Source organism: Actinomadura sp. 21ATH (assembly GCF_041951345.1).
Taxonomy (GTDB): domain Bacteria; phylum Actinomycetota; class Actinomycetes; order Streptosporangiales; family Streptosporangiaceae; genus Spirillospora.
Genome location: NZ_JBGNUR010000004.1, coordinates 202,806 through 229,060, shown reverse-complemented (window position 1 = coordinate 229,060; position 26,255 = coordinate 202,806). Strand labels below are relative to the sequence as shown.

Annotated in this window: 25 protein-coding genes; 5 read left to right on the top strand and 20 right to left on the bottom strand. The window is 72.5% G+C overall.

The window, feature by feature from the left end:
• Nucleotides 1–5 precede the first annotated feature (5 nt).
• From ACA361_RS15750 to ACA361_RS15725, 6 genes are read right to left on the bottom strand one after another with little or no spacing between them, the layout of a single operon-like run.
• Nucleotides 6–1,049, bottom strand: coding sequence for a phosphotriesterase (locus tag ACA361_RS15750; RefSeq protein WP_375012703.1), 1,044 nt, complete (start codon nt 1,047–1,049; stop codon nt 6–8).
• On the bottom strand, nt 1,046–2,068 hold the full coding sequence (locus tag ACA361_RS15745) for an ABC transporter permease (RefSeq protein ID WP_375012702.1): 1,023 nt from the start codon (nt 2,066–2,068) through the stop codon (nt 1,046–1,048). The genes ACA361_RS15750 and ACA361_RS15745 overlap by 4 nt, the downstream gene beginning before the upstream one ends.
• Nucleotides 2,068–2,814 carry an ATP-binding cassette domain-containing protein gene (locus ACA361_RS15740; protein ID WP_375012701.1) on the bottom strand — a complete coding sequence of 249 codons (747 nt, stop codon included), beginning with the start codon at nt 2,812–2,814 and terminating at the stop codon, nt 2,068–2,070. Before ACA361_RS15740 ends, ACA361_RS15745 begins: the two co-directional genes overlap by 1 nt.
• A gap of 15 nt (nt 2,815–2,829) precedes the next feature.
• Nucleotides 2,830–3,840, bottom strand: a complete 1,011-nt coding sequence (locus ACA361_RS15735) for a substrate-binding domain-containing protein (RefSeq protein WP_375012700.1) — start codon at nt 3,838–3,840, stop codon at nt 2,830–2,832.
• A complete protein-coding gene (locus tag ACA361_RS15730) occupies nt 3,837–4,763 on the bottom strand; it encodes a carbohydrate kinase family protein (RefSeq protein ID WP_375012699.1) in 927 nt (308 codons plus the stop codon). Before ACA361_RS15730 ends, ACA361_RS15735 begins: the two co-directional genes overlap by 4 nt.
• Nucleotides 4,760–5,635: a BtpA/SgcQ family protein gene (locus ACA361_RS15725; protein ID WP_375012698.1), complete on the bottom strand. Its 876-nt coding sequence runs from the start codon at nt 5,633–5,635 to the stop codon at nt 4,760–4,762. The genes ACA361_RS15730 and ACA361_RS15725 overlap by 4 nt, the downstream gene beginning before the upstream one ends.
• A gap of 145 nt (nt 5,636–5,780) precedes the next feature.
• Here ACA361_RS15725 and ACA361_RS15720 point away from each other — a divergent pair, with 145 nt between their 5' ends.
• The gene (locus tag ACA361_RS15720) at nt 5,781–6,779 is read left to right on the top strand and encodes a LacI family DNA-binding transcriptional regulator (RefSeq protein ID WP_375012697.1); all 999 of its coding nucleotides are present in this window, start codon (nt 5,781–5,783) and stop codon (nt 6,777–6,779) included.
• Nucleotides 6,776–7,825: a M20 family metallopeptidase gene (locus tag ACA361_RS15715; protein ID WP_375012696.1), complete on the top strand. Its 1,050-nt coding sequence runs from the start codon at nt 6,776–6,778 to the stop codon at nt 7,823–7,825. The genes ACA361_RS15720 and ACA361_RS15715 overlap by 4 nt, the downstream gene beginning before the upstream one ends.
• Here the strand turns inward: ACA361_RS15715 and ACA361_RS15710 are convergent.
• The 10 genes from ACA361_RS15710 to ACA361_RS15665 all read right to left on the bottom strand — a co-directional run bounded on the left by ACA361_RS15710 (nt 7,791) and on the right by ACA361_RS15665 (nt 19,805).
• Complete coding sequence (locus tag ACA361_RS15710) at nt 7,791–8,654, bottom strand: hypothetical protein (protein WP_375012695.1); 864 nt, start codon at nt 8,652–8,654, stop codon at nt 7,791–7,793. The genes ACA361_RS15715 and ACA361_RS15710 overlap by 35 nt on opposite strands.
• 155 nt (nt 8,655–8,809) lie before the next feature.
• Nucleotides 8,810–10,423: a cation acetate symporter gene (locus ACA361_RS15705; RefSeq protein WP_375012694.1), complete on the bottom strand. Its 1,614-nt coding sequence runs from the start codon at nt 10,421–10,423 to the stop codon at nt 8,810–8,812.
• The gene (locus tag ACA361_RS15700) at nt 10,420–10,758 is read right to left on the bottom strand and encodes a DUF485 domain-containing protein (protein WP_375012970.1); all 339 of its coding nucleotides are present in this window, start codon (nt 10,756–10,758) and stop codon (nt 10,420–10,422) included. The genes ACA361_RS15705 and ACA361_RS15700 overlap by 4 nt, the downstream gene beginning before the upstream one ends.
• A 189-nt stretch (nt 10,759–10,947) precedes the next feature.
• Nucleotides 10,948–12,678 carry a cation acetate symporter gene (locus ACA361_RS15695; RefSeq protein WP_375012693.1) on the bottom strand — a complete coding sequence of 577 codons (1,731 nt, stop codon included), beginning with the start codon at nt 12,676–12,678 and terminating at the stop codon, nt 10,948–10,950.
• Nucleotides 12,679–12,702: 24 nt separating this feature from the next.
• Nucleotides 12,703–13,155 carry a DUF485 domain-containing protein gene (locus ACA361_RS15690; protein ID WP_375012692.1) on the bottom strand — a complete coding sequence of 151 codons (453 nt, stop codon included), beginning with the start codon at nt 13,153–13,155 and terminating at the stop codon, nt 12,703–12,705.
• Nucleotides 13,152–13,922: a LytR/AlgR family response regulator transcription factor gene (locus ACA361_RS15685; protein WP_375012691.1), complete on the bottom strand. Its 771-nt coding sequence runs from the start codon at nt 13,920–13,922 to the stop codon at nt 13,152–13,154. The genes ACA361_RS15690 and ACA361_RS15685 overlap by 4 nt, the downstream gene beginning before the upstream one ends.
• Nucleotides 13,923–14,082: 160 nt before the next feature.
• On the bottom strand, nt 14,083–15,372 hold the full coding sequence (locus ACA361_RS15680) for a sensor histidine kinase (RefSeq protein ID WP_375012690.1): 1,290 nt from the start codon (nt 15,370–15,372) through the stop codon (nt 14,083–14,085).
• 42 nt (nt 15,373–15,414) lie between these two features.
• On the bottom strand, nt 15,415–16,446 hold the full coding sequence (locus ACA361_RS15675) for a 2-oxoglutarate and iron-dependent oxygenase domain-containing protein (protein ID WP_375012689.1): 1,032 nt from the start codon (nt 16,444–16,446) through the stop codon (nt 15,415–15,417).
• Nucleotides 16,447–16,699: 253 nt separating this feature from the next.
• Entirely contained in the window at nt 16,700–17,290 is a 591-nt protein-coding gene (locus ACA361_RS15670) for a hypothetical protein (protein ID WP_375012688.1), read from the bottom strand.
• Between the two features lie 19 nt (nt 17,291–17,309).
• Nucleotides 17,310–19,805 (bottom strand): ATP-dependent Clp protease ATP-binding subunit, encoded by a 2,496-nt coding sequence (locus tag ACA361_RS15665; RefSeq protein ID WP_375012687.1) that lies wholly within the window; start codon nt 19,803–19,805, stop codon nt 17,310–17,312.
• 98 nt (nt 19,806–19,903) lie between these two features.
• Between ACA361_RS15665 and ACA361_RS15660 the strand changes: the two genes are divergently transcribed.
• Nucleotides 19,904–20,485, top strand: coding sequence for a TetR/AcrR family transcriptional regulator (locus tag ACA361_RS15660; RefSeq protein ID WP_375012686.1), 582 nt, complete (start codon nt 19,904–19,906; stop codon nt 20,483–20,485).
• Nucleotides 20,486–20,601: 116 nt separating this feature from the next.
• On the opposite strand, the gene ACA361_RS15655 is transcribed toward ACA361_RS15660, so the two are convergent.
• The gene (locus ACA361_RS15655) at nt 20,602–21,420 is read right to left on the bottom strand and encodes a metallophosphoesterase family protein (RefSeq protein WP_375012685.1); all 819 of its coding nucleotides are present in this window, start codon (nt 21,418–21,420) and stop codon (nt 20,602–20,604) included.
• Nucleotides 21,421–21,470: 50 nt separating this feature from the next.
• Here ACA361_RS15655 and ACA361_RS15650 point away from each other — a divergent pair, with 50 nt between their 5' ends.
• A complete protein-coding gene (locus ACA361_RS15650; RefSeq protein ID WP_375012684.1) occupies nt 21,471–22,034 on the top strand; it encodes a hypothetical protein in 564 nt (187 codons plus the stop codon).
• Here ACA361_RS15650 and ACA361_RS15645 read toward each other — a convergent pair.
• On the bottom strand, nt 21,979–22,719 hold the full coding sequence (locus tag ACA361_RS15645) for a DUF72 domain-containing protein (RefSeq protein ID WP_375012683.1): 741 nt from the start codon (nt 22,717–22,719) through the stop codon (nt 21,979–21,981). The two genes, ACA361_RS15650 and ACA361_RS15645, sit on opposite strands and share 56 nt — an antisense overlap.
• Nucleotides 22,720–22,831: 112 nt before the next feature.
• Between ACA361_RS15645 and ACA361_RS15640 the strand changes: the two genes are divergently transcribed.
• The gene (locus ACA361_RS15640) at nt 22,832–23,323 is read left to right on the top strand and encodes a nuclear transport factor 2 family protein (RefSeq protein WP_375012682.1); all 492 of its coding nucleotides are present in this window, start codon (nt 22,832–22,834) and stop codon (nt 23,321–23,323) included.
• A 49-nt stretch (nt 23,324–23,372) separates the two neighbouring features.
• Here the strand turns inward: ACA361_RS15640 and ACA361_RS15635 are convergent, their stop codons facing one another.
• Together ACA361_RS15635 and ACA361_RS15630 are read right to left on the bottom strand one after the other, a co-directional pair.
• Nucleotides 23,373–25,754 (bottom strand): ATP-binding cassette domain-containing protein, encoded by a 2,382-nt coding sequence (locus tag ACA361_RS15635; protein WP_375012681.1) that lies wholly within the window; start codon nt 25,752–25,754, stop codon nt 23,373–23,375.
• A gap of 38 nt (nt 25,755–25,792) precedes the next feature.
• Nucleotides 25,793–26,203 (bottom strand): VOC family protein, encoded by a 411-nt coding sequence (locus tag ACA361_RS15630; protein ID WP_375012680.1) that lies wholly within the window; start codon nt 26,201–26,203, stop codon nt 25,793–25,795.
• Nucleotides 26,204–26,255 lie beyond the last annotated feature (52 nt).

Sequence of the window (26,255 nt, the reverse complement as noted above, 5' to 3'; positions counted from 1 at the left end):
TCCTTCTAGCTCTTGGTTGCGGCCGACTCGAAGAGCCGGGCCGGGTTGCCCCGCAGCAGGTCCGCGGCGTCCCCGGCCGGGACGCCCAGCTCCGCGAGGCGGTTCAGGAACAGGGCGGGGACGTAGCGGAAGCCGTTGCCCCCGTACCGGGTGAGCATCCCCTTGAGGAACACGTCGTGGCTCAGCAGCAGCCGCCGCCCGTGGCCCCGTTCGATCAGGCCGGCGACGGCCCGCGCGGTCTCGTGCGGTGCCGGGGACTGGCCCTCGCCGGGATACCGGTACGGCATCCCGATCATGTCGAACTCCAGCCAGACGCCCCGGTCCGCGACCGCGTTCTGGTACGCGGGGTCGCCGCCCGACGGGTCCATGTGGCAGAGCACGACGGCGCCGGGCGGCACCCCGTACTCGCCCAGCACGATGTCGAGGACCTCGTGCGCGCGCCGCCGCCATCCGGGCAGGTGCACGTACAGCGGCACGCCCGTCTCGCGCTGCGCCCGCGCCGCGGCCCGCAGCGCCAGGTGCTCGGCGGGCGTGAAGTCCGGCGAGACGCCGATCTCCCCGATCACGCCGGGCCGGACGCCGGTGCCGTCCGCGCCGCCGGCGAACTCGGCGACGAGTCCGGCCGCCAGCTCCTCCTCGGTGGAGGAGGCCAGGTGCGGCGGGTGGTACGCCTCCAGGTACCAGCCGGATCCCATGACGATCCGCAGGCCGCTGCGCTCGGCGAGCGAGCGCAGCACCAGCGGGTCGCGGCCGAGACCCGGCGGGGTGACGTCCACGATCGTGCCGCCGCCGGACGAGGCGAACGCGAGCAGGTCCTCCAGCATCGCGCCGGTGTCGTCCAGGACGCAGTGGTCCAGGCAGGAGTACGGGTTCTCGCGCAGCAGCCAGGCCAGCTCGGGCGTGGTGCGGGCGTCGCGCAGGAACCGCAGCGCGGGATCGGCGGGCTCGCCGACCGCGCCGCGGACGTCGTTCCAGAGGTGCTCGTGGGTGAGGGTGAGACCGAGCCCCGCCGCGGGGGCGGGGCCGGTCACCGTCATCACTTCCGTCATCGTTTCCCTGACAGGTGCGCGAACAGGTCGGCGAACGTCCGGCCGCGCAGGTTGATCCAGATCGCCGCGATCAGCACCAGGCCGGTGACGATCGGGGTGAGGAACGGGCTGACGCCCAGCAGCGTGAGCCCGTTCGCGATCACGCCGGTGATCACCGCGCCGATGATCGTGCCGACCACCGTGCCGCGCCCGCCGAACAGGTTGGTGCCGCCCAGCACCACCGCCGCGATCACGGTCAGCTCGAAGCCCTCGCCGGAGTTGGCGGAGCCGGAGCCCAGCCGCGCCGCGGTGAGGATCCCGGCCGCGCCGGCCGCCAGCCCGGCCAGCATCAGCGTGATCATCTTGATCCGGTCGGTGTTGACGCCCGCCCGGCGCACCGACTCCTCCTGGGAGCCGATGCCGTTGACGTACGTGCCGAACCGCATCTTCGACAGCAGCACCGCGCCGGCGGCCACGACGACGATCGCGATCCAGGCCAGCACCGACAGGCCGAGGAACTCCGCGTCCCCGATCTTCGCGACGAACAGCCGCTTGTCGATCGGCACCGAGAAGCCCTCGGTCCACAGCTGCGCCAGCCCGCGGATCACCGACATCGTCGCCAGCGTGACGATGAACGGCGGGATCTTCTGGTAGGCCGACAGCCAGCCGTTCACCGCGCCCCAGAACAGCCCGGCCGCCAGCCCGGCCACGATGACCAGCGAGGAGTCCCAGCCGGCCTGGAGCAGCTCGGCGGTGGCCACCGCCACGAACGCGACCGTCGAGCCGACCGACAGGTCGATCTGGCCGGTGCTGATCACGAACGTCATCGCCACCGCGACGATCAGCGTGATGGAGATCTGGGTGGCCAGGTTGGTCAGGTTGCCGAACGTCAGGAAGTTGTCGGCGGCCAGTCCGAAGCCGAGGAACAGCACCACGGTGACGCCCAGCATCGCCAGCGTCGCCTTGTTGGCACGTTCCCAGAGCCCAGGGCTGGACGCCGTCACCGTCGCCTTGCGCTCAGGAGCCGTCTGCACGGACATCAAGCGGCCTCCTCGGCGTTCGTGCGGGTGATCATGCCCACCAGCCGCTCGATGTCGAGGTCGGCGATCTTCTCGTCCTCGACGCTGCGGCCCTCGTACATCACGGTGATCCGGTCGCAGACCTCGAACAGGTCCTGGAGCCGGTGGGTGATCAGGATGACCCCGACGCCCTGCTCGGCCACCCGGCGGATCATGGCGAGCACCTGGCGGACCTCGGCGACCGCCAGCGCCGCCGTGGGCTCGTCCAGGATCAGCACGCGGGGCTGGAACGAGACCGCCCGCGCGATCGCGACCGCCTGGCGCTGCCCGCCGGACAGGTGGCCGATCTCCTGGTGCGTGGACTTCACCCGCACGTGCAGGTCGGACAGCATGTCCGCGGCCCGGCGGTGCATCTCCTTGCGGTCGATGAACGGCCCGCGCCGCGGCTCGCGGCCCAGGAACAGGTTGCTGCCGACGTCCAGGGTGTCGCACAGCGCCAGGTCCTGGTAGACGATCCCGATCCGCTCGGCCCGCGCGTCGGCGGGGCTGCCGAAGCGGACCTCGCGGCCGTCCAGGGAGATCGTCCCGGAGTCGTGCCGCAGCGCCCCGGCCAGCACCTTCATCAGCGTGGACTTGCCGGCGCCGTTGTCGCCGACCAGCCCGAGCACCTCGCCGGGGTTCAGCGTCAGGTCGACCCCGCGCAGGGACTGCACCGCGCCGAACGATTTGGTGATGCCGCGCAGGCTCACCAGCGGTGTGTCGCTCATGCTCACTTCACCTGCTCACTTTTCCAGGTAGTACAGGTAGTCCCGCACGTTCTCCGGCGTGACGATCTGCGTCGGCACCGGGACGTCCTTGGCCGGGGTGCGGCCGCAGGCGAGGTCGATCGCCGCGTTCATGGCCTCATGCCCGAACCTGAAGGTGTTCTGCTGGACGACGCCGACGATCCAGCCGGCCCGCAGGCCGTCGACCGCCTGCGTGGACAGGTCCCAGCCGACGACCTTGACGTCCTCGCTCCGCCGCTGCGAGTTCACCGCCGCGGCCAGGCCGATCAGGGCCGGCTCGCCGGTGGCGTACGCGTACGGCAGGTCGGGGCTGCCGGTGAGCAGGTTCTCGGCCGCGGTCTGGGCGTTCTCCTGGATGTTGCGGCCGTCCACCACCGTCTTGATCTTCATGCCCTTGGCGGTGATCGTGTCGGTGAAGCCCTTCTGCCGCTCCAGCTGCACCGTGCTGTTGAGCGCGCCGACGATGCCGATCTCGCCCTCGCCGCCGGAGATCTTGTTCAGGTGCTCGGCCAGCTGCCGGCCGCCCTCGGCGTTGGCCGTGCCGACCTGCGTGGACACCGCCGGGTCGTCGACCGTCGCGTCCACCGCCACGACCTTCACCCCGGCCGCGTTCGCGCGCCGGATCGCGGGCTTGATGCCCTCGGTGTCGACCGCGTCCACGATGATCGCGTCGTACTTGTTGGCGACCAGGTCGTCGATGGCGTTGGCCTGGGTGGTGGAGTCGTCGTTGCCGTTGACGATCTGCGTCTGCGCGCCCGCCCTGTCCGCCACCGTCTTCGCACCGGTGTTGATCTGGTTGAAGAACAGCGCCTGGAGGTTGATCGGCACGATCCCGATCTTCGGTGCGCGGCCCTCCACCTTGCAGGACTGCGCGATCCGCTCCGGCGGGGGCGGCCCCTGCTCCTGGGCCTTCTTCTCGGCCTCGATCTCCTTGCGGGCCTGGACGTCGCAGCCCACGGTCGTCACCGCCAGGCAGAGCGCGGCCAGCGCCGTCACCGTTCTCTTCATGCTGGGTCTCTTTCGTCGGATCCCTCGGCGGCTTCTCCCGGGGCGGGCGGGGTGGGCCCCATGGAACTGTCGAGATAGGCGCGGACGGCGGCCCGGGTCGGCGACCCGTCCCGCGCGCCCGGCCGGGTGCAGGACAGGCCCGCGGCGACGGCGGCGAACCGCGCCGCCTCCACCGGGGCCGTCCCGCGGTCGATCTCGGCGCAGTACGTGCCGGCGAAGCAGTCGCCGGCGCCGGTCGCGTCGACCGTCTCGACGCTGATCGCGCGCCCGTCGTACCGCTCGCCGTCCGGGGCGAACAGCGTCCAGCCGCGCGGCCCGGCGGTGACGATCAGGTGCGTGCCCGCCGCCTCCGCCGCGGCCGCGAGGGCGGCGTCGTCCCCGATCAGCCGGGCCGCCTGCTCCCGGCCGACGATCACATGCTCCGCGGCGCGGAGCGCGGCGCGCGCCGCCGCCGCGGTCTCGGCCCCGTCGAGGTCCACGACGACCCGGGCGCCGCCGACCACGTCCGCGGCCCCAGGGAAACGGTATCCGTCCAGGTAGAGCAGGTCGCCGCCGCCCACCTTCGCCGCGATCCCGGCGACGTGCGCGACGGTCAGCTCGTCGTCCTGGCTGATGATGGAACGTTCCCCGTCGGGGGTCAGCAGGATGACCGACGTGGTCAGCGTCCCGCCGCGCGCCGTCCAGGAGACGTCGACGCCGTCCTCCCCGAGCCGGGCCAGGAAGACCTCGCTCATGGGGTCGTCCCCCACGACCCCCGCGAACCGGACGCGGGCGCCCATCCGCGCGGCGGCGACCGCGGCGTTGGCGCCCATGCCGCCGTCGCCGCGGTCGATCCGGGTGGCCTGCACGCGCTCCCCGGCGCCGGGCAGCACCGGGACGCCGACGGTCAGGTCGGCGTTCGCGTAGCCACAGAAGACGATCACGGGAGCTCGGCCCCCGCGGCCCGCGCGGCGGCGGTCAGCTCGCGCACCTTGGCCGGGTCGACCCGGCCCCACCAGCGCCCGTTGTCCTTGACCGACGAGGCCACGATCACGCCGTCGCAGGCCGGCAGCAGCGTCCCGATGTTGGCGGCGCTGATCCCGGACCCGATGATCACCGGCAGCACGGTCGAGGACGCGATGCCCCGCACCTCGTCGATCGCGGCCGCGTCGCCGGTCCGGGAGCCGGTAGCGATCAGCACGTCGGCGTCGAAGAACTCGGCGTCCTCGGTCTGCTCGGCCAGCGACCGGTCCGCGACGATCGAGTGCGAGCCGTGCTTGACGTGCACGTCGGCGAACACCTTGACCGGCTTGGCGCCGATCCGGCTGCGGTACCGGGTCGCCGTCGCGGCCCGGCCCTCGATGATGCCCTCGTTCGCCACGTACGCGTTGGCCCACTGGTTGACCCGGACCCAGCCCGCGCCGGCCGCCCACGCCGAGGCGATCGAGCACTCGGCCGCGTTCGACAGCACGCTCACGCCCACCGAGCCCGAGCGCCCCTCGGCCAGTGCCGCCCGCACCCGCTGGGTCACCACGGCCATCGACGCGGCGGTCTCGTACCCGTGCTCGCCCGGCTTCGGGAACGGGATGTCCCAGTGGTTCTCGACGATGACGCCGTGGCAGCCGTTCTCCAGGTAGCCGCGGGCCTCCTCGATCGCGAAGACCGAGATCTCGTCCAGCGGCACGCCCTCGTAGTGCGGGCTGCCCGGCAGCGGCGGCAGGTGCACCGCGCCGATGACGGCCTTGCCGGTGCCGAACAGCTCCTTGATCGCGTTCGGCTTGGGCGGGAACACACCCAGCCCGGACGACTCCGCCATCCCCGGCTCCCTTGCTGTAATCGATTTCAGATGAAGTGCCAGTGAACGTAAGCTATATATCCGCAGGCAGTCAAGGCCCTATACTCGCCTCAGCAGCGGCAACCGATGAAGAACCGGTTGCGGATCGTTTCATGGAGGTAAACGATTGCAGCGGGTCACCATCGCCGAGGTCGCCGCCCGCGCGGGCGTGTCCACGGCCACCGTCTCGCGCGTGCTGTCCGGCCGGGGCCAGGTCTCCGAGGACATGGCGCGGCGCGTCCGGCGCGCCGCCGACGACCTCGGCTACCAGGTCAACTCCATCGCCCGCGCGCTGCGCGACGGCCGCACCGGCACCGTCGGGATGGTCGTCCCGAGCATCACCAACCCGTTCTTCACCTCGCTGGTCGAGAGCGTCGAGCACGTCCTCGGCCAGGAGGGCAAGGAACTCTTCCTCTGCGACGCCCGCTCCGACCCGCGGATCGAGGCCCGCCGGCTGGCCTCCCTGGTCGCGCGCAACGTCGACGGCATCATCGTCAGCCCCAGCCACGGCACCGAGAGCGGCCCCGCCGTCCAGGAGACGGCCGACCGGCTCCCGCTCGTCCAGCTCGACCGGTTCGTCGCCGGCACCGACACCGACTGGGTCGGCGTGGACGACATCGCCGCGATGCGCCAGGTCGTCGACCACCTGCACGCCGGCGGCGCCCGCTCGGCCGCGTTCGTCGGCTCCCGGCTCACCAACTCCTCCAGCGAGCAGCGCCTGGACGGCTTCCGCCGCCGCGCCGCCGAGACGGGCATGACCGTCCGGGACGAGTGGATCCTCCTCGGCGACTACACCGTCGAGTGGGGCGAGGAGGCGATCGACCGCCTGCCCGACCTCCCCGACGCCATCGTCTGCGCCGACGACCTCATCGCGCTCGGCGTCACCCGCGCCTGCCGCTCGCACGGCATCGACGTCCCCGCCCGCGTCCAGGTCACCGGCTTCGACAACATCGAGTTCGCCCGCCTCGGCGAACCGGCCCTCACCACCGTCGACCAGCCGCGCGACCAGATCGCCGCCGAGGCGGTGCGCCTCCTCGGCGCCGCCGGCGGCGCCTCCCGCGCCCACATCTCCCTGGTCCCCCGGCTCGTCGTCAGGGACAGCACCCGCGCGAAGGAGACCCGATGAACGCCGTCGAACTCGCCCAGGCCCTCGTCCGCCTGGACACCCGCGCCGGCAACGAGCGCCAGGCCGCCGACCTGGTCGCCGACGTGCTCGGCGGCGCCTTCGCCATCACCGTCGACGAGCCGGTCCCCGGCCGCGCCAACCTGATCGCCCGCCGCGGGGAGCCGTCCGTCACGTTCACCGGCCACCTGGACACCGTCCCCGCGACCGAGGACGAGTGGTCGTTCTCGCCGTTCAGCGGCGACATCGTCGACGGCCGCCTCCGGGGCCGCGGCAGCAGCGACATGAAGGCCGGCGTCGCCGCCCAGGTCCACGCCGCCCTGAGCACCGGCGCGCCGCTCCAGCTGATCTTCACCTTCGGCGAGGAGACGGGCTGCGACGGCGCCGCCCTCATCGACCCGGCCGCCCTGGCGCCCACGCCCCTCCTCCTGGTCGCCGAGCCCACCGCCGGCCGGGTCGTCCTCGGCCACAAGGGCGCCCTCTGGCTCCGCGCCACCGCCCGCGGCGTCTCCGCCCACGGCTCCCGCCCCGACCTGGGCCGCAACGCCATCGCCGCCCTCGCCGAGGCGGCCCTGCGCGTCCACGCCCGCGCCTGGCCCGGCGGCGCCACCGCCAACGTCGGCACGTTCCACTCGGGCGTCCAGCCCAACCTCGTCCCCGATCACGCCGAGATGACGATCGACTTCCGCACCACGCCGGCGTACGACTCGTCCCAGGCCCGCACCGCCCTCACCGGCCTGTGCGGCCCGGACGTCACCCTGGAGACGCTGATGGACCTCCCCGGCGTCGCCACCGCCCCGTCCGCCGTGGCGGAGACCCTCGAACTCCTCGCCCCCGGCACCCCGCCCCGGCCGGACGCGACCTACTTCACCGACGCCTCGGTCCTGAAGCCCAAACTGGGCGACCCGGCCGTCGTCATCTATGGCCCCGGCGACCCGGAGCAGGCCCACGTCACCGACGAGACCTGCTCCGTCCCCAACATCGAAACCTGCGCCGAAGCCCTCCAGCGCCTCCTCAGCCGAGCACCTCGCCGACCGACTCCGCCGTGACGGCCCGCTTCAGCCAGACTTCCAACTGCCCGAGGTCATCGCAGGACTCGATCCGCGCCCGCTGGTCCGCCGAGGGCTCCAGCCCACGCGCCGCCAGGACGATGAGCAACGACTTGACCTCGCCGTTGGCCTCTCCCTCGGCGCGTCCCTCGGCGCGGTGCCTACGTGCGAACTCGCTTTTGAACTCGTAGGTACTCAGGGACAAGATGTCCTCCAGGATCTTTTCTGCTGTGCTGGACAGCAGTGACGCCACGTGGTCATGGTACTTCAGCGCGCGGTCGGCGGGCATGGCCTCCAGCGCGGCACAGAACGCCTCCAGGACGGGACGCGTCGGCTCTCTCGCGGCAGCGGTGCCGAGGATGGCGAGTTCAGGAGCACGGCGCGCCTGCTCCACATCGGTGACCGGCGGCATGTCGGCCAGGTTGAGGACGAGAGGGTTGAGCACCCAGTCCGGGTGACCGAGGTCGATCCCTTCGGCGCAGCGCATCGCCGTGGCCCTGTCGGGGCAGAGGACGAGCAGGATCACCGGGCACTTCCGGCGTGCGCGCAACGTCGCCATGTACACGGGCCAGGTGTAGCTCTTCTGCTTGCTCGGCCTCATCTGGACTTCGCAGATGACGCCGAGGTCCGGCTCGAGCGGATCGCCGACCATGACGGTCGCGTCGCAGCGGTATTCCGCCGGGTCGCAGTCGTTCAGCGTCTCCGATCCCAGGAAGATCCTGTCGCCGGCGGGGATGTCGATGTCGAACATGGTCCGGAGGAGTTCGGGGACGAGAGCCGGCCGCTCACGGACCATTTCCAGCGGCATCTCGTGATCTGTCTTGGGCACGAGAGGAAACTAGCTGTAGTCGGTAGATCACTGTTCGAGATCACGGCAATGGAAGGTAAAGGATTCCACGCAGGGCCGACGTGGCGCGGCCCCGCCTTCTGGGGGAGGCGGGGCCGCGGCCGCGCGGTGCCGGGCGCTGGTCGGCCGCGCGGCGTCTACTGGTGCTTGGTCGCCTGTTCGGCGCCCGCTCCGGTGAGGGAGCGGACCTCGATCTCGGCGTACTTGGCCGGGTTGCTCTCCTTGCTGAGGATCGTGCCGAGCCAGCCGCACAGGAAGCCGAACGGGATCGAGACGATGCCCGGGTTCTCCAGCGGGAACCAGCTGAAGTCGGCGCCGGTGAACAGGGCCTTGTCGGAGCCGGACACGACCGGCGAGAAGACCACCAGGAAGAGGGCCGCGCCGAGGCCGCCGTAGATGGCGGAGACGGCGCCCGCGGTGTTGAACCTTCTCCAGAACAGGCTGTAGAGGATGGCGGGCAGGTTGCCGGACGCGGCGACCGCGAACGCCAGCGCGACCAGGAACGCCACGTTCAGCCGCTGGGCGAAGATGCCGAGGACGATCGCGACGGCGCCGATCACCAGGGCGGCGATGCGGGCGACGCGGACCTCGTCGCGCTCGGTGGCCTTGCCCCTCTTGAACACGTGGGCGTACAGGTCGTGGGCGAACGAGGAGGACGAGGCGAGCGTGAGCCCCGCGACGACCGCCAGGATCGTGGCGAACGCGACGGCGGCGATGATGGCGAGCAGGATCGTGCCGCCCGCCTCGCCGAAGACGAGTTCGCCGACCCGTTCGGCGAGCTGCGGTGCGGCGGTGTTGCCGGCCGGGTTCGCCTCCCGGATCGCGTTCGTCCCCACCAGCGCGGCGGCGCCGAAGCCGAGGACCAGGGTGAGCAGGTAGAACGCGCCGATGATGCCGATCCCCCACAGCACGGACTTGCGGGCGTCGCGGGCGGTCGGGACGGTGTAGAAGCGGATCAGGATGTGCGGCAGGCCGGCGGTGCCGAGCACCAGGGCCAGCCCGAGGCTGATCAGGTCGAGCTTGCCGGCCAGCCCCTGCGCCTCGGTGGCGTACCGGAGGCCCGGTTCGAGGAACGCGCCGGACTTGCCGCTCTGGTCGGCGGCGTCGCGCAGCAGCGTGGAGAGGTTGAAGCCGAACTCGCCGAGGACGAGGACGGTGACGAGGGTGGCGCCGCCCATCAGCAGGATGGCCTTGACGATCTGCACCCAGGTGGTGCCCTTCATGCCGCCGAACACCACGTACACGATCATCAGCGCGCCGACCAGCGCGATGGTCGCGGCCTTGGCGAACTCGGAGGTGAAGCCGAACAGCAGGGCGACCAGGGCGCCCGCGCCGACCATCTGCGCCAGCAGGTAGAAGATCGACACCGCGATGGTGGAGACGCCGGCGGCGGTGCGGACCGGGCGCGGGCTCATCCGGAACGCCAGCACGTCGGCCATCGTGAACCGGCCGGAGTTGCGGAGCAGCTCGGCGACCAGGAGGAGCGCCACCAGCCAGGCGACGAGGAAGCCGATCGAGTAGAGGAAGCCGTCGTAGCCGTAGAGGGCGATGAGCCCGGCGATGCCGAGGAACGAGGCGGCCGACATGTAGTCGCCGCCGATCGCCAGGCCGTTCTGGACGCCGCTGAACGAGCGCCCGCCGGCGTAGAAGTCGGTGGCGTCCTTGGTGTTCCGGCTGGCCCAGACGGTGATCAGCAGGGTGCCGGCGACGAAGAGGAGGAAGAGGGTGACGGCGAGGGTCTCGTGGCTCATTTCTTCTCCACCTCGCCGTCGGACTCGACCGCGGTGCGCAGGCCATCGGCGAGCGGGTCGAGTCGGCGCCCGGCGTGCCGCGAGTACAGCCAGGCGATCAGGAACGTGGACACGAACTGCAGCAGCCCGAAGACCAGCGCCACGTTGATCTCGCCGATGACCTTGGTGCCCATGAAGCCGCGCGCCCAGCCGGACAGCACGACGTACAGCAGGTACCAGGCGAGGAAGGCGGCGGTCATCGGGAAGGCGAAGCGGCGGAACCTGCGCCGCAGCTCCTGGAACTCCGTACTGCCCTGGAACCGTTCGTAAACGGTGCCGCCGGCCTGTCTGTCGATGGCCACGACCCCTCCTTCGGTGTGACGGCGGTCACGCGCAACCGTAAGGAAACGCCCGTTTTCGATCGAGGGCGCGGCCGGGCGGCTGCGGTCAGGCGCCGGTCGGCCGCGTTGATCTACGCCCGGCGTCGGTGAACGGTACGTTCCGTGCGGCGAACGGCACGGCGCGGCGGACGGAGCGCCGGGCGGTCACACCCGTTTCGGCCGCCACGTCCCGCGGTCGACGTCGAGCGACTCCGGGGCGTGCAGCCGGACCATCATCCGGGCCACGCCGGGCGGGACGCGGCGCGGCGTGCACCACGAGACGACGATCATCACGGCGAACGCGGCCGGCACCGTCCACGCGGCGGGCTGGGCGAGCAGCGCGCCGGCCAGCCCGCCCGGCGGCCCGGCCGCGATCGTGACCACCACCGCGGCGCCGGCCAGGGCGCCGCCGGTCACCAGCCCGGCGAGCGCGCCCGCCACGGTCAGCCGCCGCCACCAGATGCCGAGGACCAGCAGCGGGCAGAACGTGGACGCGGCGACCGCGAACGCCAGCCCGACCACGTCGGCGACCGCCAGCGAGCGGGCCGCGATCGACAGCCCGAGCGGCACGGTCAGCGCGAGCAGCGTCGCGGCGCGGAACGAGCGGACGCCGCCGCGCAGGATGTCCTGCCCGAGCACGCCCGCGACCGACACCGTGATGCCGGACGACGTGGACAGGAACGCCGCGACCGCGCCGCCGGTCACCAGGGCGCCGAGCAGGTCGCCGCCGAGCCCGCCGATGACCCGGCCGGGCAGGGTGAGGACGACCGCGTCGGTGCGCCCGGTCATCAGCAGCTCGGGCGTGTAGAGCCGGCCGAGCGCTCCGTACAAAGCGGGCAGCAGGTAGAACGCGCCGAGCAGCGACAGCACGATGACGGTCGTGCGGCGCGCGGCCTTCCCGTCCGGGTTGGTGTAGAAGCGGACGAGGACGTGCGGCAGCCCCATCGTGCCGAGGAACGTGGCGAGGATCAGCGAGTACGTCGCGTACAGCGAGTGCTCGCGCCCGGTCAGCGGCATGGCCCACTCGCGGTCGGTGACGGTCTCGGTGCCGTCGGCGTGCGGGACGAGCGCGCCCGCGGGGAACGTGACGGCCGTGTCCCCGTCGAGGTGGTGCGGCCCGGGTTCGAGCGCGACGGCGGCGCCGTCGTACGGCCGCCCGTCGAGCGTCCCCTCGGCGGTGACGGTGACCGGCTCGGCGACCCGGACGGTGACGGCGAGCCCGGCCGTCACGGTGGTGCGGTCGGGGAAGCGCGGCGGGGTGTCGCGGTCCAGGCCGGGGGCGCCGTCGTACCGCCAGGCCAGCACCAGGAAGATCAGCGGTACGGCCAGCGCGGTCAGCTTCAGCCAGTACTGGAACGCCTGGACCAGCGTGATGCTGCGCATGCCGCCCGCGAGGACGGCCACGGCGACGACCACGGCGATCAGCACGCTGCCCGCCCACGCGGGCGCGCCCGCGACGGTGCGCAGCACCAGCCCGGCGCTCTGGAACTGGGGCAGCAGGTAGAGCCAGCCGATCAGGACCACCAGCACGCTGGTGACGCGGCGCACCGCCATCGACTCCAGCCGCGCCTCGGCGAAGTCGGCGAGGGTGTACGCGCCGGAGCGCCGCAGCGGCGCCGACACCAGGACCAGCAGCACCAGGTAGCCGCCGGTCCAGCCGGCCGGCAGCCACAGCATGTCGGCGCCGTAGGCGAGGATGAGCCCGGCGATGCCGAGGAACGAGGCGGCCGACAGGTACTCGCCGCCGATCGCCGACGCGTTGCGCAGCGGCGTGACCGTGCGGGAGGCGACGTAGAAGTCGGAGGTCGTGCGGGAGATGCGCAGGCCGAGGGTGCCGATGAGGACGGTCGCCAGCACCACCAGCACGACCCCGGCCAGCCCGTAGGCGGCGCTCATGGGGGCCCGCCGGAGGTCATCCGGTCACCGGCCGTCCTCGCCGGGGGCGCGGTCGACCAGTTCGGCGAAGTCGCGCTCGTTGCGTTCGGCGTGCCGCACGTACCACCAGCCGCACAGCACGAAGAACGGGTAGATGAGCCCGGCCAGCACCAGCCACGCCACCGGCAGGCCGAGCACCCGCTGCTCGCGCAGGCCGGGGAACAGCGCGAAGAGCGCCGGGAGTCCGAAGACCACGGCCGCGAGCACCAGGCACAGCCGCACGGCCAGGCGCAGCTGGGTCTGGAGGAGCGAGCGCATGTACGCCTCGCCCAGCCCGGTCTGCTCGTCGATCTCGCGGGTCACCGGGTAGCGGGGGCGGCGGGCGGCGCGGGTGCGCGGCCCGGTGACGAGGGTCCGTCCCGGCGCGGGCCCCGCCTTCTCCGCCCGCCCGCTCCCGGGCCCGGGCTCGGTCCCGCTCGCGGGGTCGGGCCCGGTCACGGGGTCCGCCTCGCCCGCCGGACGAGCAGGTCGCGCAGCTCCCGGACGTGCCGGCGGCTGACCGGCAGCTCGGCGCCGCCGACCAGGATCGTGCAGCGCCCGGAGTCGATCCGCAGCTCCTCGATCGCCGGCAGCGCCACCAGGTGGCTGCGGTGCACCCGGACGAACCCGGCGCCGCGCCAGCGGTCCTCCAGCGCGGCCAGCGGGATGCGCACCAGATGGCTGCCGCCGGAGGTGTGCAGGCGGGCGTAGTCGCCCTGCGCCTCCACGTACAGCACCTCGGCGGGGCCGACGAAGCGGGTCACGCCGCCCAGCTCGACCGGCATCGGCTCGGGCTCCGCGGGCGGGGCGCCGGCCGGCCCCGGCGCGCCGCCCGGCGGGCCGCCGGACGCGGTCCCGGTGACGCGGCGGATCGCCTCGGCCAGCCGTTCCGGGCGGACCGGCTTGAGGATGTAGTCGGTCGCCTTGATCTCGAACGCGTCGACCGCGTGGCCCTCGTAGGCGGTCACGTACACGATGTGCGGGGCGCGGGCGAACTGCGCCAGCACCCGGCCGAGCACGGTGCCGTCCAGGCCGGGCATGCGGATGTCGAGGAACACCGCGGTGAACGGGCGGCCCTCGGCCAGCGCGCGGTCCAGCTGGCGCAGCGCGGTGGCGCCGTCGCGGGCGGTGCAGATCTCGCCGATCCGCGGGTCGGCGCGCAGCAGGTGGACGAGGTCGTCCAGCGCGGGCGCCTCGTCGTCCACCGCCAGGACCCGCAGCCCCACCCAGTACCTCCGCCAGTGCCGTGGATCACATTCCAGCGCCACCCGCCCCCCAAGTCAACCGGGCCGGCTCGCCCTCCCCCGGGTCGACTCGTGGCGTGTCTCGCTCTTCGGACGGCGCGCGAAGGGAGACACGCCACGAGTCGACCCGCTCGGGCGCGCGTCAGTCGGCCGCCTGGGAGGCGGTCACGCCCTCGCGGTACTTCGGGACGCGGAGCGTCACCTTCGTGCCGGCGCCCGGGCCGGTCTCCACGGCCAGGCCGTACTCGTCGCCGTAGACCTGGCGCAGGCGGTCGTCGACGTTGGCCAGGCCGATCCCCGCCGCGGCCTCGTTCCGCTCGTTCCGCTCGTTCGGCTCGTTCCCGTCGCCGCGCCCGTTCGTTCCGCTCGCGTCATCCCGGTCGCCCGCGTCGTTCGGGTCGTCGCCGGCGCGGCGCTCGCCGGCCAGCAGGCGCCGCACCTCCTCCGGGTCCATGCCGATCCCGTCGTCCTCCACGCTGATCGCGCAGTCGGCGCCGGCGTCCTCGGCCACGATCGTGATCCGGCCGGGCGCGGACCGGTCCTGGAGCCCGTGCCGGACGGCGTTCTCCACCAGCGGCTGCAAGCACAGGAACGGCACCGCGACCGGCAGCACCTCGGGCGCGATCCGCAGCGTCACCCGCAGCCGCTCGCCGAACCTCGCCCGCTGGAGCAGCAGGTAGCGGTCGATGGAGCGCAGCTCCTCGGCGAGCGTGGTGAAGTCGCCGTGCCGCCGGAACGAGTAGCGCGTGAAGCCGGCGAACTCCAGCAGCAGCTCGCGGGCCCGCTCCGGGTCGCTGCGCACGAACGAGGCGATCGTGGTGAGCGAGTTGTAGATGAAGTGCGGCGAGATCTGCGCGCGCAGCGCCCGCATCTCGGCCTCCATCAGCAGCGTCCGGGACCGGTCCAGCTCGGCCAGCTCCAGCTGCGAGTCCATCCACTGGGCGACCTCCTCGGCGGCCCTGATCAGCCCGGCCGGGACCTCCTCGCCGTACACCGCCAGCGTCCCGATCACCCGGTCGTCGGTGGCGAGCGGGACGACCACGACCCGGCGGATCGGGCAGTCGAGCAGGTCGCACTCCACGTCGTGCACCTGGGTGCGCCCGTTGCCGAGCGTGACCTCGGCGTGCCCGAGGGCCTCGCCGGCATGGTGCTCGTACGCGCCGTCCCAGGTCAGCAGGCGCTCCCCGTCGGTGATCGCGAGGGCGGGCGAGCCGAGCAGGGCGCGCAGGTGCCGGGCCGCCTTCTGCGCGCCCTGCCCGGTCAGCCCGGCGCGCAGCGCGGGCGCCGCGCGCGAGGCGGTGTGCAGCGTCTCGAACGTCGCGCGCCGCGCCGGCCCGCCGAGGTTGCCGCCGCGGCCCTGCACCCGCCACCACAGCAGCGCCGGGATCCAGGTCACCGCCAGCGCCGCGGCCGCGGCGATGGCCTCACTCATGGAGCGAACACCGTCATCCGGCAAACGGTACGCCGCCCGGCGTCATCCCGGCAGGGCTCCGGCGCGCAGCCGGCCGAGCAGTTCGAGCCCGCCGTCCCGGTGGATGCGCCGGGTCGCGGCGCCGTCCGGGTGGCGGCGCATGAGTATGGCCGTGAAGTGGGCCCCGTAGTGGAGGGTCTCGTCGGCGGAGCCGATCGGGCCGACGCTCGTCTCGAACGCCGGGTCGTGGGAGTACGCCAGCGCGTGCCGCTCGCGGTCGGCCCGCACGAGCTTGAGCGGGGTCGCGGTCACCAGCCCGCCGGTGAGGAACTGCATGAGGTCGCCGGGCAGCACCGGCAGCGCGGCGGGCCGGACGGGCACCGGCCGCCACGGCTCCTCGTGCTCGAACGCGCCGGCCGTGCTCTCGCCCTCCCGCCAGTTGCGCGGGCGCTTCTCGCCGGGCACCGGCGGCCGGACGCACAGCCCGCCCGGGCGGCCGTCCTGCGCCACGATCGTCAGCAGCCCGTGGCCGGTGTGCGCGCCGACGCCGCGCCGGTCGTCCGGCGTCCCCTGCGGGAGGCGCAGCACGCGCAGGTGGTGCCAGCCGTTCGCGGTGAGCCGGGTGAAGGCGTCCATGGGCTGCCCGAGCCCGAGCGCGACGAGCCGGAGCACCCGGTCGCCGAGGCCGCCCGCCTGGTCCATGTACGCGCGCATCGCCAGCCGGTACTCGAGGTCGGGCCACGGCACCGGCCCGTGGCAGGGCCAGCCCTGGCGGACGCGGCCGTCCCCGTACGGGACGTCCGGGCCCACGGTGAAGACCTCCGCGCGGTCGGCCTCGGCCCCGGTGGCCACCTCGCCGGGGGCGGCGTAGCCGCTGTACGACAGGTCGCCGACGTGCCGCGCCTTGTACGCCGCCGGCATCGAGAAGAAGCGGCGGCCCGCCGTCATCGCGGTGACGATCCGCTGCGCCGGCACCGGGTCCACCCGTACCTGGAAGGCCCCGTGGATCCGCCAGGACTCGGCGAGCCGCTGGCCGAGCGGCAGGTGGGACGGCGTCACGGTCGCGGGCAGCTCGAAGACGGGCGGTTCGTACACGGCGGGCCTTCCTGCGGAGGGTCGGGCGGGCGGGGCGATGCCGCCCGCCCGGGCCGCGGTGCGGGCGTCGTCGCCGTCCTCCTCGTATGTGCCTCGCCCGGCGCCGCGGCCACCGCGCGGGGGCCCTTTCTGCGCCCAGCGACCCGCCTCCGGCGCCCAACGGCCGCGCCGCCCCGCCGAACGGCCGGGCACCGGCGGCGCCGCGCGGGCCGTCCGGAGCTGCTCGGGCTCTGAGCCGTCCGGGGCCAGACGGTCAGTCCGGGGCGTCCTCCAGGCGGGCGACGATCGGGGTGAGCAGCTCGTTCAGCTCGGCGACCATGACGGCCAGCGCGCGGTACGCGGTCTCGGCGATCTCCTCGGGGTGGTCGGTCATCGACTCGGGCGCGGCCGGGAGCCGGTCGAGCGGGACGGGCGCCTCCACCTGGAGCGTGGCGCGCAGGTGCGGGGCCTTGGCGACGTCCCGTTCGGCGGGCTCCACGAACTGGCCGAAGATCTCCGGCCAGCCCTGCCAGCCGCGGTCGCGCCACCACTCGCGGGAGGTGGTGAGCGCGGCCGGCGGCGGCGACACGAGCGTCACCCGCGCGGTCATCGACCCGTCCCAGGCGTTGCGGACGCACTCGGCCGACAGGATCCGCCGGTGCCAGCGCACCAGCCCCGGGTCCGACAGGGGCGGGGTGGCGATCCGCCAGGCCGCGCAGCAGAACGCGACCGGCGCGATGTCGCCCCACGCCCCGTCGAACTCGCCGATGTTGGCCCACAGCCGCTCGACGTAGAAGCCCTTGCCGAACCGGGCGCGCTCCCTGTCGGACCGCTCGTCGAGCCGGAACGCCCGGTGTCCGCCCATGCCCGGCCGCCCCTCCCGGTCAGAGGGAGGTGATGCCGGCCGCGGGCGGCACGGTGGACGGTTTCGGCACGCCCTTGAAGGTGAACGTGGCGTCCTCGCCCGAGCCCTGCGTGCCGACGATGACGATCTGGCCGGACTTGACCTCGTTGTAGAGGATCTTCTCCGACAGCTGGTCCTCGATCTCGCGCTGGATCGTGCGGCGCAGCGGCCGCGCGCCCAGCACGGGGTCGTAGCCCCGCTCGGCCAGCAGGTCCTTGGCCTCCTGCCGCAGCTCGATCCCCATGTCGCGGTCCTTGAGCCGCTCGTCCACCTTGGCGATCATCAGATCCACGATCTGGATGATCTCCTTCGGCGTCAGCTGGTGGAACACCACCGTGTCATCGACACGGTTGAGGAACTCCGGCCGGAAGTGCTGCTTGAGCTCCTCCCCCACCTTCGCCTTCATCCGCTCGTACGACCCCTGCTCGTCGTTGGCGCGCGCGAACCCGAGGCTCTGCCCCTTGGAGATGTCCCGCGTGCCGAGGTTGGTGGTCATGATGATCACGGTGTTCTTGAAGTCGACCACCCGGCCCTGGGCGTCGGTCAGCCGGCCGTCCTCCAGGATCTGCAGCAGGCTGTTGAAGATGTCCTGGTGCGCCTTCTCGATCTCGTCGAACAGCACGACCGAGAACGGCTTGCGGCGCACCTTCTCGGTGAGCTGGCCGCCCTCCTCGTAGCCGACGTAGCCGGGCGGGGAGCCGAACAGCCGCGAGACGGTGTGCTTCTCCATGAACTCGGACATGTCCAGCTGGATCAGCGCGTCCTCGTCCCCGAACAGGAACTCGGCGAGGGTCTTCGACAGCTCCGTCTTCCCCACGCCCGACGGGCCGGCGAAGATGAACGAGCCGCCCGGCCGCTTCGGGTCCTTCAGCCCCGCGCGGGTGCGGCGGATCGCCTGCGAGAGCGCCTTGATCGCGTCCTGCTGGCCGATGACGCGCTTGTGCAGCTCGTCCTCCATCCGCAGCAGCCGCGTCGACTCCTCCTCGGTCAGCTTGAAGACCGGGATGCCGGTGGCGGTGGCCAGGACCTCGGCGATCAGTTCCTCGTCCACCTCGGCCACGACGTCCATGTCGCCAGCCTTCCACTCCTTCTCCCGCTGCGCCTTCTGCGCGAGCAGCCGCTTCTCGCTGTCGCGCTGGCGGGCGGCGCGCTCGAAGTCCTGCGCGTCGATCGCCGACTCCTTCTCCCGCCGGACGCCCGCGATCTTCTCGTCGTACTCGCGCAGGTCCGGCGGCGCGGTCATCCGGCGGATCCGCATCCGCGACCCGGCCTCGTCGATCAGGTCGATCGCCTTGTCGGGCAGGAACCGGTCACTGATGTAGCGGTCGGCCAGCTGCGCCGCCGACACCAGCGCCGCGTCCGTGATCGACACCCGGTGGTGCGCCTCGTACCGGTCCCGCAGCCCCTTGAGGATCTCGATCGTGTGGCTCAGCGACGGCTCGGCCACCTGGATCGGCTGGAACCGGCGCTCCAGCGCCGCGTCCTTCTCCAGGTGCTTGCGGTACTCGTCCAGCGTCGTCGCGCCGATCGTCTGCAGCTCGCCCCGCGCGAGCTTGGGCTTGAGGATGCTGGCGGCGTCGATCGCGCCCTCGGCCGCGCCCGCTCCGACGAGCGTGTGCAGCTCGTCGATGAACAGGATGATGTCGCCGCGCGTGTGGATCTCCTTGAGGACCTTCTTCAGCCGCTCCTCGAAGTCACCGCGGTAGCGCGACCCGGCCACGAGCGCGCCCAGGTCCAGCGTGTAGAGCTGCTTGTCCTTGAGCGTCTCCGGGATCTCGCCCTTGACGATCTTCTGCGCGAGGCCCTCGACCACGGCCGTCTTGCCCACGCCGGGCTCGCCCACGAGGACCGGGTTGTTCTTGGTACGGCGGGACAGCACCTGCATGACCCGTTCCATCTCCTTGTCCCGGCCGATGACCGGGTCGAGCTTGCCCTCCCGGGCCGCCTGCGTCAGGTTGCGGCCGAACTGGTCGAGCACCAGCGACGTCGCGGGCCCGCCCGCCTCCGCCGGCTCCCCGGAACGCCCCTGCTCCTTCTCCTGGAAGCCGTGCAGCAACTGGATCACCTGCTGGCGGACCCGGTTGAGATCGGCGCCCAGCTTCACCAGCACCTGCGCCGCCACACCCTCGCCCTCACGGATGAGCCCGAGAAGGATGTGCTCGGTGCCGATGTAGTTGTGGCCGAGCTGCAAAGCCTCGCGCAGCGACAGCTCCAGCACCTTCTTGGCACGCGGGGTGAACGGGATGTGTCCCGACGGCGCCTGCTGGCCCTGGCCGATGATCTCCTCGACCTGGCGCCGGACCGCCTCCAGGCTCACACCGAGGCTCTCCAGCGCCTTCGCCGCGACCCCCTCGCCCTCGTGGATCAGGCCCAGCAGGATGTGCTCGGTACCGATGTAGTTGTGGTTGAGCATCCTGGCTTCCTCTTGAGCCAGAACGACAACCCGCCGCGCCCGGTCGGTGAACCTCTCGAACATCACGTGCCCCCTGCCGCCGCGGGCCGAAACGGAGTCTATACTCTGCTTCAGATTACGGAGCGGCGACTCCGGATGTCAACGCACATGGAGACCCATCGATGGCCCCGTACGAGCCCGCGACCGCGGGCCGGTCCCTGCGCTCCGACGCGCGCCGCAACCGCGCCCGCATCCTGGCGGCCGCCGAGCAGGTCTTCGCCGCCAAGGGCCCGGCCGCCTCCACCGAGGAGATCGCGCGCCGCGCCGGCGTGGGCGTCGGCACGGTCTTCCGCCACTTCCCCACCAAGGAGGCCCTGCTCCAGGCCATCCTCGGCGACCTCGCCGCCCGGCTGGCCGCCGACACCGAGTCGCTGGCCCGCGACGGCGACCCCGCCACCGCGTTCTTCACGTTCTTCACCTCGATGGTCGAGCGCTCCACCAGCACCAAGACGGTCATCGACCTGCTCGCCGAGGCCGACATCCCGATCACGCTCGCCAAGCCGGTCGAGACCCTGCGCCGCACCATCGAGGACCTCCTGGAGGGCGCGCAGCGCGCCGGCAGCGTCCGCGCCGACGTCCGGTCCGCCGAGGTGATCGCCCTGCTGATCGGCGTCTGCCAGGCCGCGCTGTACGCCGACTGGGCGCCCGACCTCCAGGACCGCACCCTCGCGATCGTCTTCGACGGCCTGCGCCCGTCCCGCTAGGTCGCGTGGCCTCCAGGGCCGCGCACGGGCCCGGGGGACGCGGCCGAGCGCGAACCCCACGGCGCCGGCCCCGGTCGGCGAGCCCGGCGGGCCGATGACACGCCGCGAGCGGAGTCCTACAGGATGCGGCGGGGGCCGTTGGGCGCGCCGCCGCGCTTGCGCCACTCCCTGGGGTAGCCGACGGAGACCTCCTCGAACGGGACGCCGTCGCTGTGCATCGTCCGCGGGATGTGCAGGTGCCCGTAGACGACGCAGGCCGCGTTGTAGCGCGTGTGCCAGTCCGCCGTGCGGACGGTGCCGCACCACTGCGCGAACTCCGGATACCAGAGCACTTCCGTGGGGTCGCGCACGAGGGGGAAATGGTTGACCAGGACGGTCCGCGCGCCCTCCGGGAGCCGCGCCAGGCGGCGCTCGGTCTCGGCGATCCGGGCGTCGCACCAGGCGTCGCGGCTCGGGTACGGGTCCGGATGCAGCAGGGCCTCGTCGGTGCACACGACCCCGGCCTCGTACGCGATCGCCAGCGCCTCCTCCTTGGTAGTGGCGCCCTTGGGCCGGAACGTGTAGTCGTACAGGACGAACAGCGGCACGATGGTCAGCGGCCCGTCCGGGCCCTCCCAGGTCGCGTACGGGTCCTCCGGGGTGAGCACCCCGAGCCCCCGGCACATCCCGACCAGCTCGCGGTAGCGCTCCTCGCCCCTGGCCTGCACGGGATCGTCCTTCATCGTCCACAGCTCGTGGTTGCCGGGCGCCCAGACGACCTGCGCGTACTTCCCGCTCAGCGTCCGCAGCGCCCATTCCACCTCGGCGAACCGCTCCGCGACGTCCCCCGCCACCAGCAGCCAGTCGTCCGCGCTCTCGGGCCGCAGCCCCTCGACGAAGTGCCGGTTGTCGTCGAAGCCGACATGCAGATCGCTGATGGCGTAGAGACCGCTCATGGCCGGATCGTACGCGCCCGCGGGCGGCCCCGTTCGGCGATCATTCGTTCATGGATCTCGATCAGGCCGGCGCCGTCGCCGCCGAGTACGCGGAACGGGCCGGCGCTCCGGCCCCGAAGGTGCGGCGGGGCCGCGTGCCCCGGTGGTCGGCGGGAGGAGCGATCCTCCGGCTGCGTTTCAGGAAGGGCACCGTGGTCGTCGACTCCCGGTTCCTGGAGCTGGACGAAAGCGAGCAGGAGGCCGGGCTCGCCTACCTCGTGAGCGCCGTCGCCTCCGTCCGCCGCTACAACCGGAACGCGATGCTCTCGCTCGTTCCCTTCCTGGCCGGTGCGGTGCTCATCGAGATGCTCCTCATGGAGGCGCCCGGCTGGGTCGCCGAGACCGCGTTCTGGTCGTACCTTCTCGTGTGGCTGCTGCTCTTGGGCGTCTGGTACCGGCGGTGCTGGTACGAGGCCGACCGCAGGCTCGTGGCGGTGTTCGGCTGGACCGCGATGGACACGGTCCTCGAAGTGGAGCGCAGGGAACCAGCCAGGCCCCCTTTCTATCTCCGGCCCGTTCCTACGCCGGACCAGCGGACGGCGCGGCTGGAGAGGATCTCGCGTACGCCCGCGTGAACCGGAGCGCGTTCCGTACGGCGGCGCCGCCCGGGTCGTTGTTGAAGTAGACGTAGCCGTCGGTTCCGACGCGCCCGGCCCATGTCGCCAGCGCTCGTGGGCCGTAGTGGGGCCATGGCCGCGCGGCGCCCTCGTGGAAGCGCAGGTACGTCCAGTCCGCCGTGCGCCAGAGCGGGGTCACGGGGCGCCCGCGGCGGTCGGCCCAGCAGAGGGCGGCGGCGTGGCGTTCGAGTACGGCGCGCGTCTCGTCCGTCCACCAGGACGGGTGGCGGGGCTCCACCGCGACGCGCACGTCCGGCGGGAACAGGGCCAGGCACGCGTCCAGGCGCGCGGGGTCGGCCTGGAGGGTGGGCGGGAGCTGCAGCAGGACGGGGCCGAGTTTGGCGCCCAGGCCCCGCGCGACGTTCATGAGGCGCTCGACGGGTTCCGCGGGTTCCTTGAGCCTCCTGATGTGGGTGAGGAAGCGGCTGGCCTTGACCGCCATCACGAAGCCGTCCGGGGTGCGCTCGCGCCAGCTCTCGAACGTCTCCCGCCTGGGCAGCCGGTAGAAGGCGCCGTTGTTCTCCACCGTGGCGAACGACTCCGCGTACCGTTCCAGCCACAGCCGCTGGGGCAGGCCCTCCGGGTAGAGGACCCCGCGCCAGTCCGCGTACTGCCATCCGGACGTACCGACGAGCACCGGCATGACGCGGTACCTACCCGGATCGACTCCCGTTGATCGGGAACGTCCGCCGCGCCGCGCGCCGGCCGCGTCTAGGCTGCGGCGCGACGCCCGGCCACCGGAGAGGGAGGCGCTCATGAGCGCGGACATCGAGGCGCTGGAACGCCGGATCGCGCGGCTGGAGGCCGTCGAGGCGATCAAGGCGCTGAAGTACCGGTACTGGCGGGCCTGCGACGGCAAGGATCCCGAGGGGTTCCGGAGCTGCTTCGTCAAGGAGGGCGCCTCGGTCGACTACGGGCGGCTCGGCCGGTTCGACGACGCGGACCCGATCGCGGAGATCTTCGCGGACGTGGCGCTGCTGCGGCGGGACGGCCGGTACGTGATCCTCGACATGCACCACGGCCTGCACCCCGACATCACGCTGCTCGGCGACGGCACGGCCGCCGGCCGGTGGACGCTGCGGTTCCGGCAGCTGAACCTGGCCGAGGGCACCGAGACGGTGATGACCGGCGAGTACGACGACCGCTACGTGGTCGAGGACGGCGAGTGGCGGATGTCGCAGAGCCATTTCGCGATGCTGTGGAGCCGTACGCTGCCCCTCCCCGCCGAGGCGCGGATCGCCCCGTGAGGCGCGGCGGGCGCGGCGGGACGGGTCCCGCCGCGCCCGCGCGGGCCGGTCAGGCGACGTAGTCGGCGAGGTGCTCGCCGGTGAGGGTGGAGCGGGCGGCGACGAGGTCGGCGGGCGTGCCCTCGAAGACGACCGTGCCGCCGTCGTGGCCGGCGCCGGGACCGAGGTCGATGATCCAGTCGGCGTGCGCCATGACCGCCTGGTGGTGCTCGATCACGATGACCGACTTGCCGGCGTCGACGAGCCGGTCGAGCAGGCCGAGGAGCTGCTCGACGTCGGCGAGGTGGAGGCCGGTGGTCGGCTCGTCCAGGACGTAGACGCCGCCCTTCTCGCCCATGTGGACGGCCAGCTTGAGCCGCTGCCGCTCGCCGCCGGACAGCGTGGTGAGCGGCTGCCCGAGGGTGAGGTAGCCGAGCCCGACGTCGGCGAGCCTCCGCAGGATCTTGTGGGCCGCGGGGGTGCGCGCGTCGCCGGTGCCGAAGAACTCCTCGGCCTCGGCCACCGGCATCGCGAGCACCTCGGCGATGTTCCGGCCGCCGAACGTGTACTCCAGCACCGCCGCCTGGAACCGCTTGCCCTCGCAGTCCTCGCAGGTGGACTCGACGGTGGCCATGACGCCCAGCTCGGTGTAGATGACGCCGGCGCCGTTGCAGGTGGGGCAGGCGCCCTCGGAGTTGGAGCTGAACAGCGCCGGCTTCACGCCGTTGGCCTTGGCGAACGCCTTGCGGATCGGGTCGAGCAGCCCGGTGTAGGTCGCGGGGTTGCTCCGCCGCGACCCGCGGATCGCGCCCTGGTCGATCACCACCACGCCGTCGCGGCCGGCGACGGAGCCGTGGATCAGCGAGCTCTTGCCGGAACCCGCGACGCCCGTGACCGCGCAGAGCACCCCGAGCGGGATGTCGACGTCCACGTCCTGGAGGTTGTGCGCGGACGCGCCGCGGATCTCCATCGCGCCGGCGGGCTCGCGGACCTTCTCCTTGAGCTTCGCCCGGTCGTCGAGGTGGCGGCCGGTGAGGGTGTCGCTGGCCCGCAGCCCTTCGACGGTGCCCTCGAAGCAGACGGTGCCGCCGGCCGTGCCGGCGCCCGGGCCGAGGTCGACGACGTGGTCGGCGATCGCGATCGCCTCCGGCTTGTGCTCCACGACCAGCACGGTGTTGCCCTTGTCGCGCAGGCGCAGCAGCAGGTCGTTCATCCGCTGGATGTCGTGGGGGTGCAGGCCGATGGTGGGCTCGTCGAAGACGTAGGTGACGTCGGTCAGCGACGAGCCGAGGTGGCGGATCATCTTGGTGCGCTGCGCCTCGCCCCCGGACAGGGTGCCGGAGGGGCGGTCGAGCGACAGGTAGCCCAGCCCGATCTCGGTGAAGGAGTCCAGGAGGTGCTGCAGCCCGGTGAGCAGCGGGCGGACCGACGGCTCGTCCAGGCTCCGGACCCACCCGGCCAGGTCGCTGATCTGCATCGCGCAGACGTCGGCGATGTTCTTGCCCGCGATCTTCGAGGAGCGGGCCTCCGCGGCGAGCCGGGTGCCGTCGCACTCCGGGCAGGTCTGGAACGTGATCGCCCGCTCGACGAAGGCGCGGATGTGCGGCTGCATCGCGTCGACGTCCTTGGACAGCATGGACTTCTGGATCTTCGGGATCAGGCCCTCGTAGGTGAGGTTGACGCCCTCGACCTTGATCTTGGTCGGCTCCCGGTAGAGGAGGTCGTGCAGCTCCTTCTCGGTGAACTTCCGGATCGGCTTGTCCATGTCGAAGTAGCCGCTGCCGCTGAAGATGCGGCCGTACCAGCCGTCCATGCTGTAGCCGGGGACCGTGAGCGCCCCTTCGGCCAGCGACTTGCCGTCGTCGTAGAGGGCGGTCAGGTCGAAGTCGCTGACGGCGCCCATGCCCTCGCAGCGCGGGCACATGCCGCCGAGGCGGTTGAAGGTCGCCTTCTCCGCCTTGGTCTTGCCGCCGCGCTCCACGGTGATCGCGCCGCTGGCCTTCACGGACGGGACGTTGAACGAGAAGGCGTTGGGCGGCCCGATGTTCGGCTGCCCCAGCCGGCTGAACAGGATGCGCAGCATCGCGTTGGCGTCGGTGACGGTGCCGACGGTGGAGCGGGGGTTGGCGCCCAGCCGCTCCTGATCGACGATGATCGCGGTCGTCAGCCCGTCCATCATGTCGACCTCGGGCCGCGCCAGCGTCGGCATGAACCCCTGCACGAACGCGCTGTAGGTCTCGTTGATCAGCCGCTGCGACTCCGCGGCGATCGTGCTGAAGACCAGCGAGCTCTTGCCCGAGCCGGACACGCCCGTGAAGACCGTCAGCCGGCGCTTGGGCAGCTCGACGCTGACGTCCTTGAGGTTGTTCACGTGCGCGCCGTGCACGCGGATCATGTCGTGGCTGTCGGCGGCGTGCGGCGCGGGCGCGTCCGTTCTCGTGGCCATGCTCATAAACGTCTCCATGTATCTCAGGCGTATCTCAGGCCGGTTCAGCGCAACTGCTGGATGCGGACCATGTTGCCCGCCGGATCGCGGACGGCGCAGTCGCGGACCCCGTACGGCTGCTCGGCCGGCTCCTGCGCGATCTCGGCCCCCGCGTCCCGCAGCCGCGCGAAGGCGGCGTCGAGGTCGTGGGTGGCCAGCACGATGCCGGCGTAGGTGCCTTTGGCCATCATCTCGGTGATGGTACGGCGCTCCTCCTCGGTGACGCCGGGGTCGACGGCCGGCGGCTCCAGGACGATGGACGTCTCCGGCCGGCCCGGCGGGCCCACCGTGATCCAGCGCATCCCGTCGTACCCGGCGTCGTTGCGCACCTCGAACCCGAGGGCGTCGCGGTAGAACGCCAGGGAGGCGTCCGGATCGTCATGCGGGAGGAAGGTCGCGTGGATGGTGATGTCCATGGCGGTCACGCTAGTTCCGCCCCGGTAAGGGGCGCTTCTCGATTCCTGACCG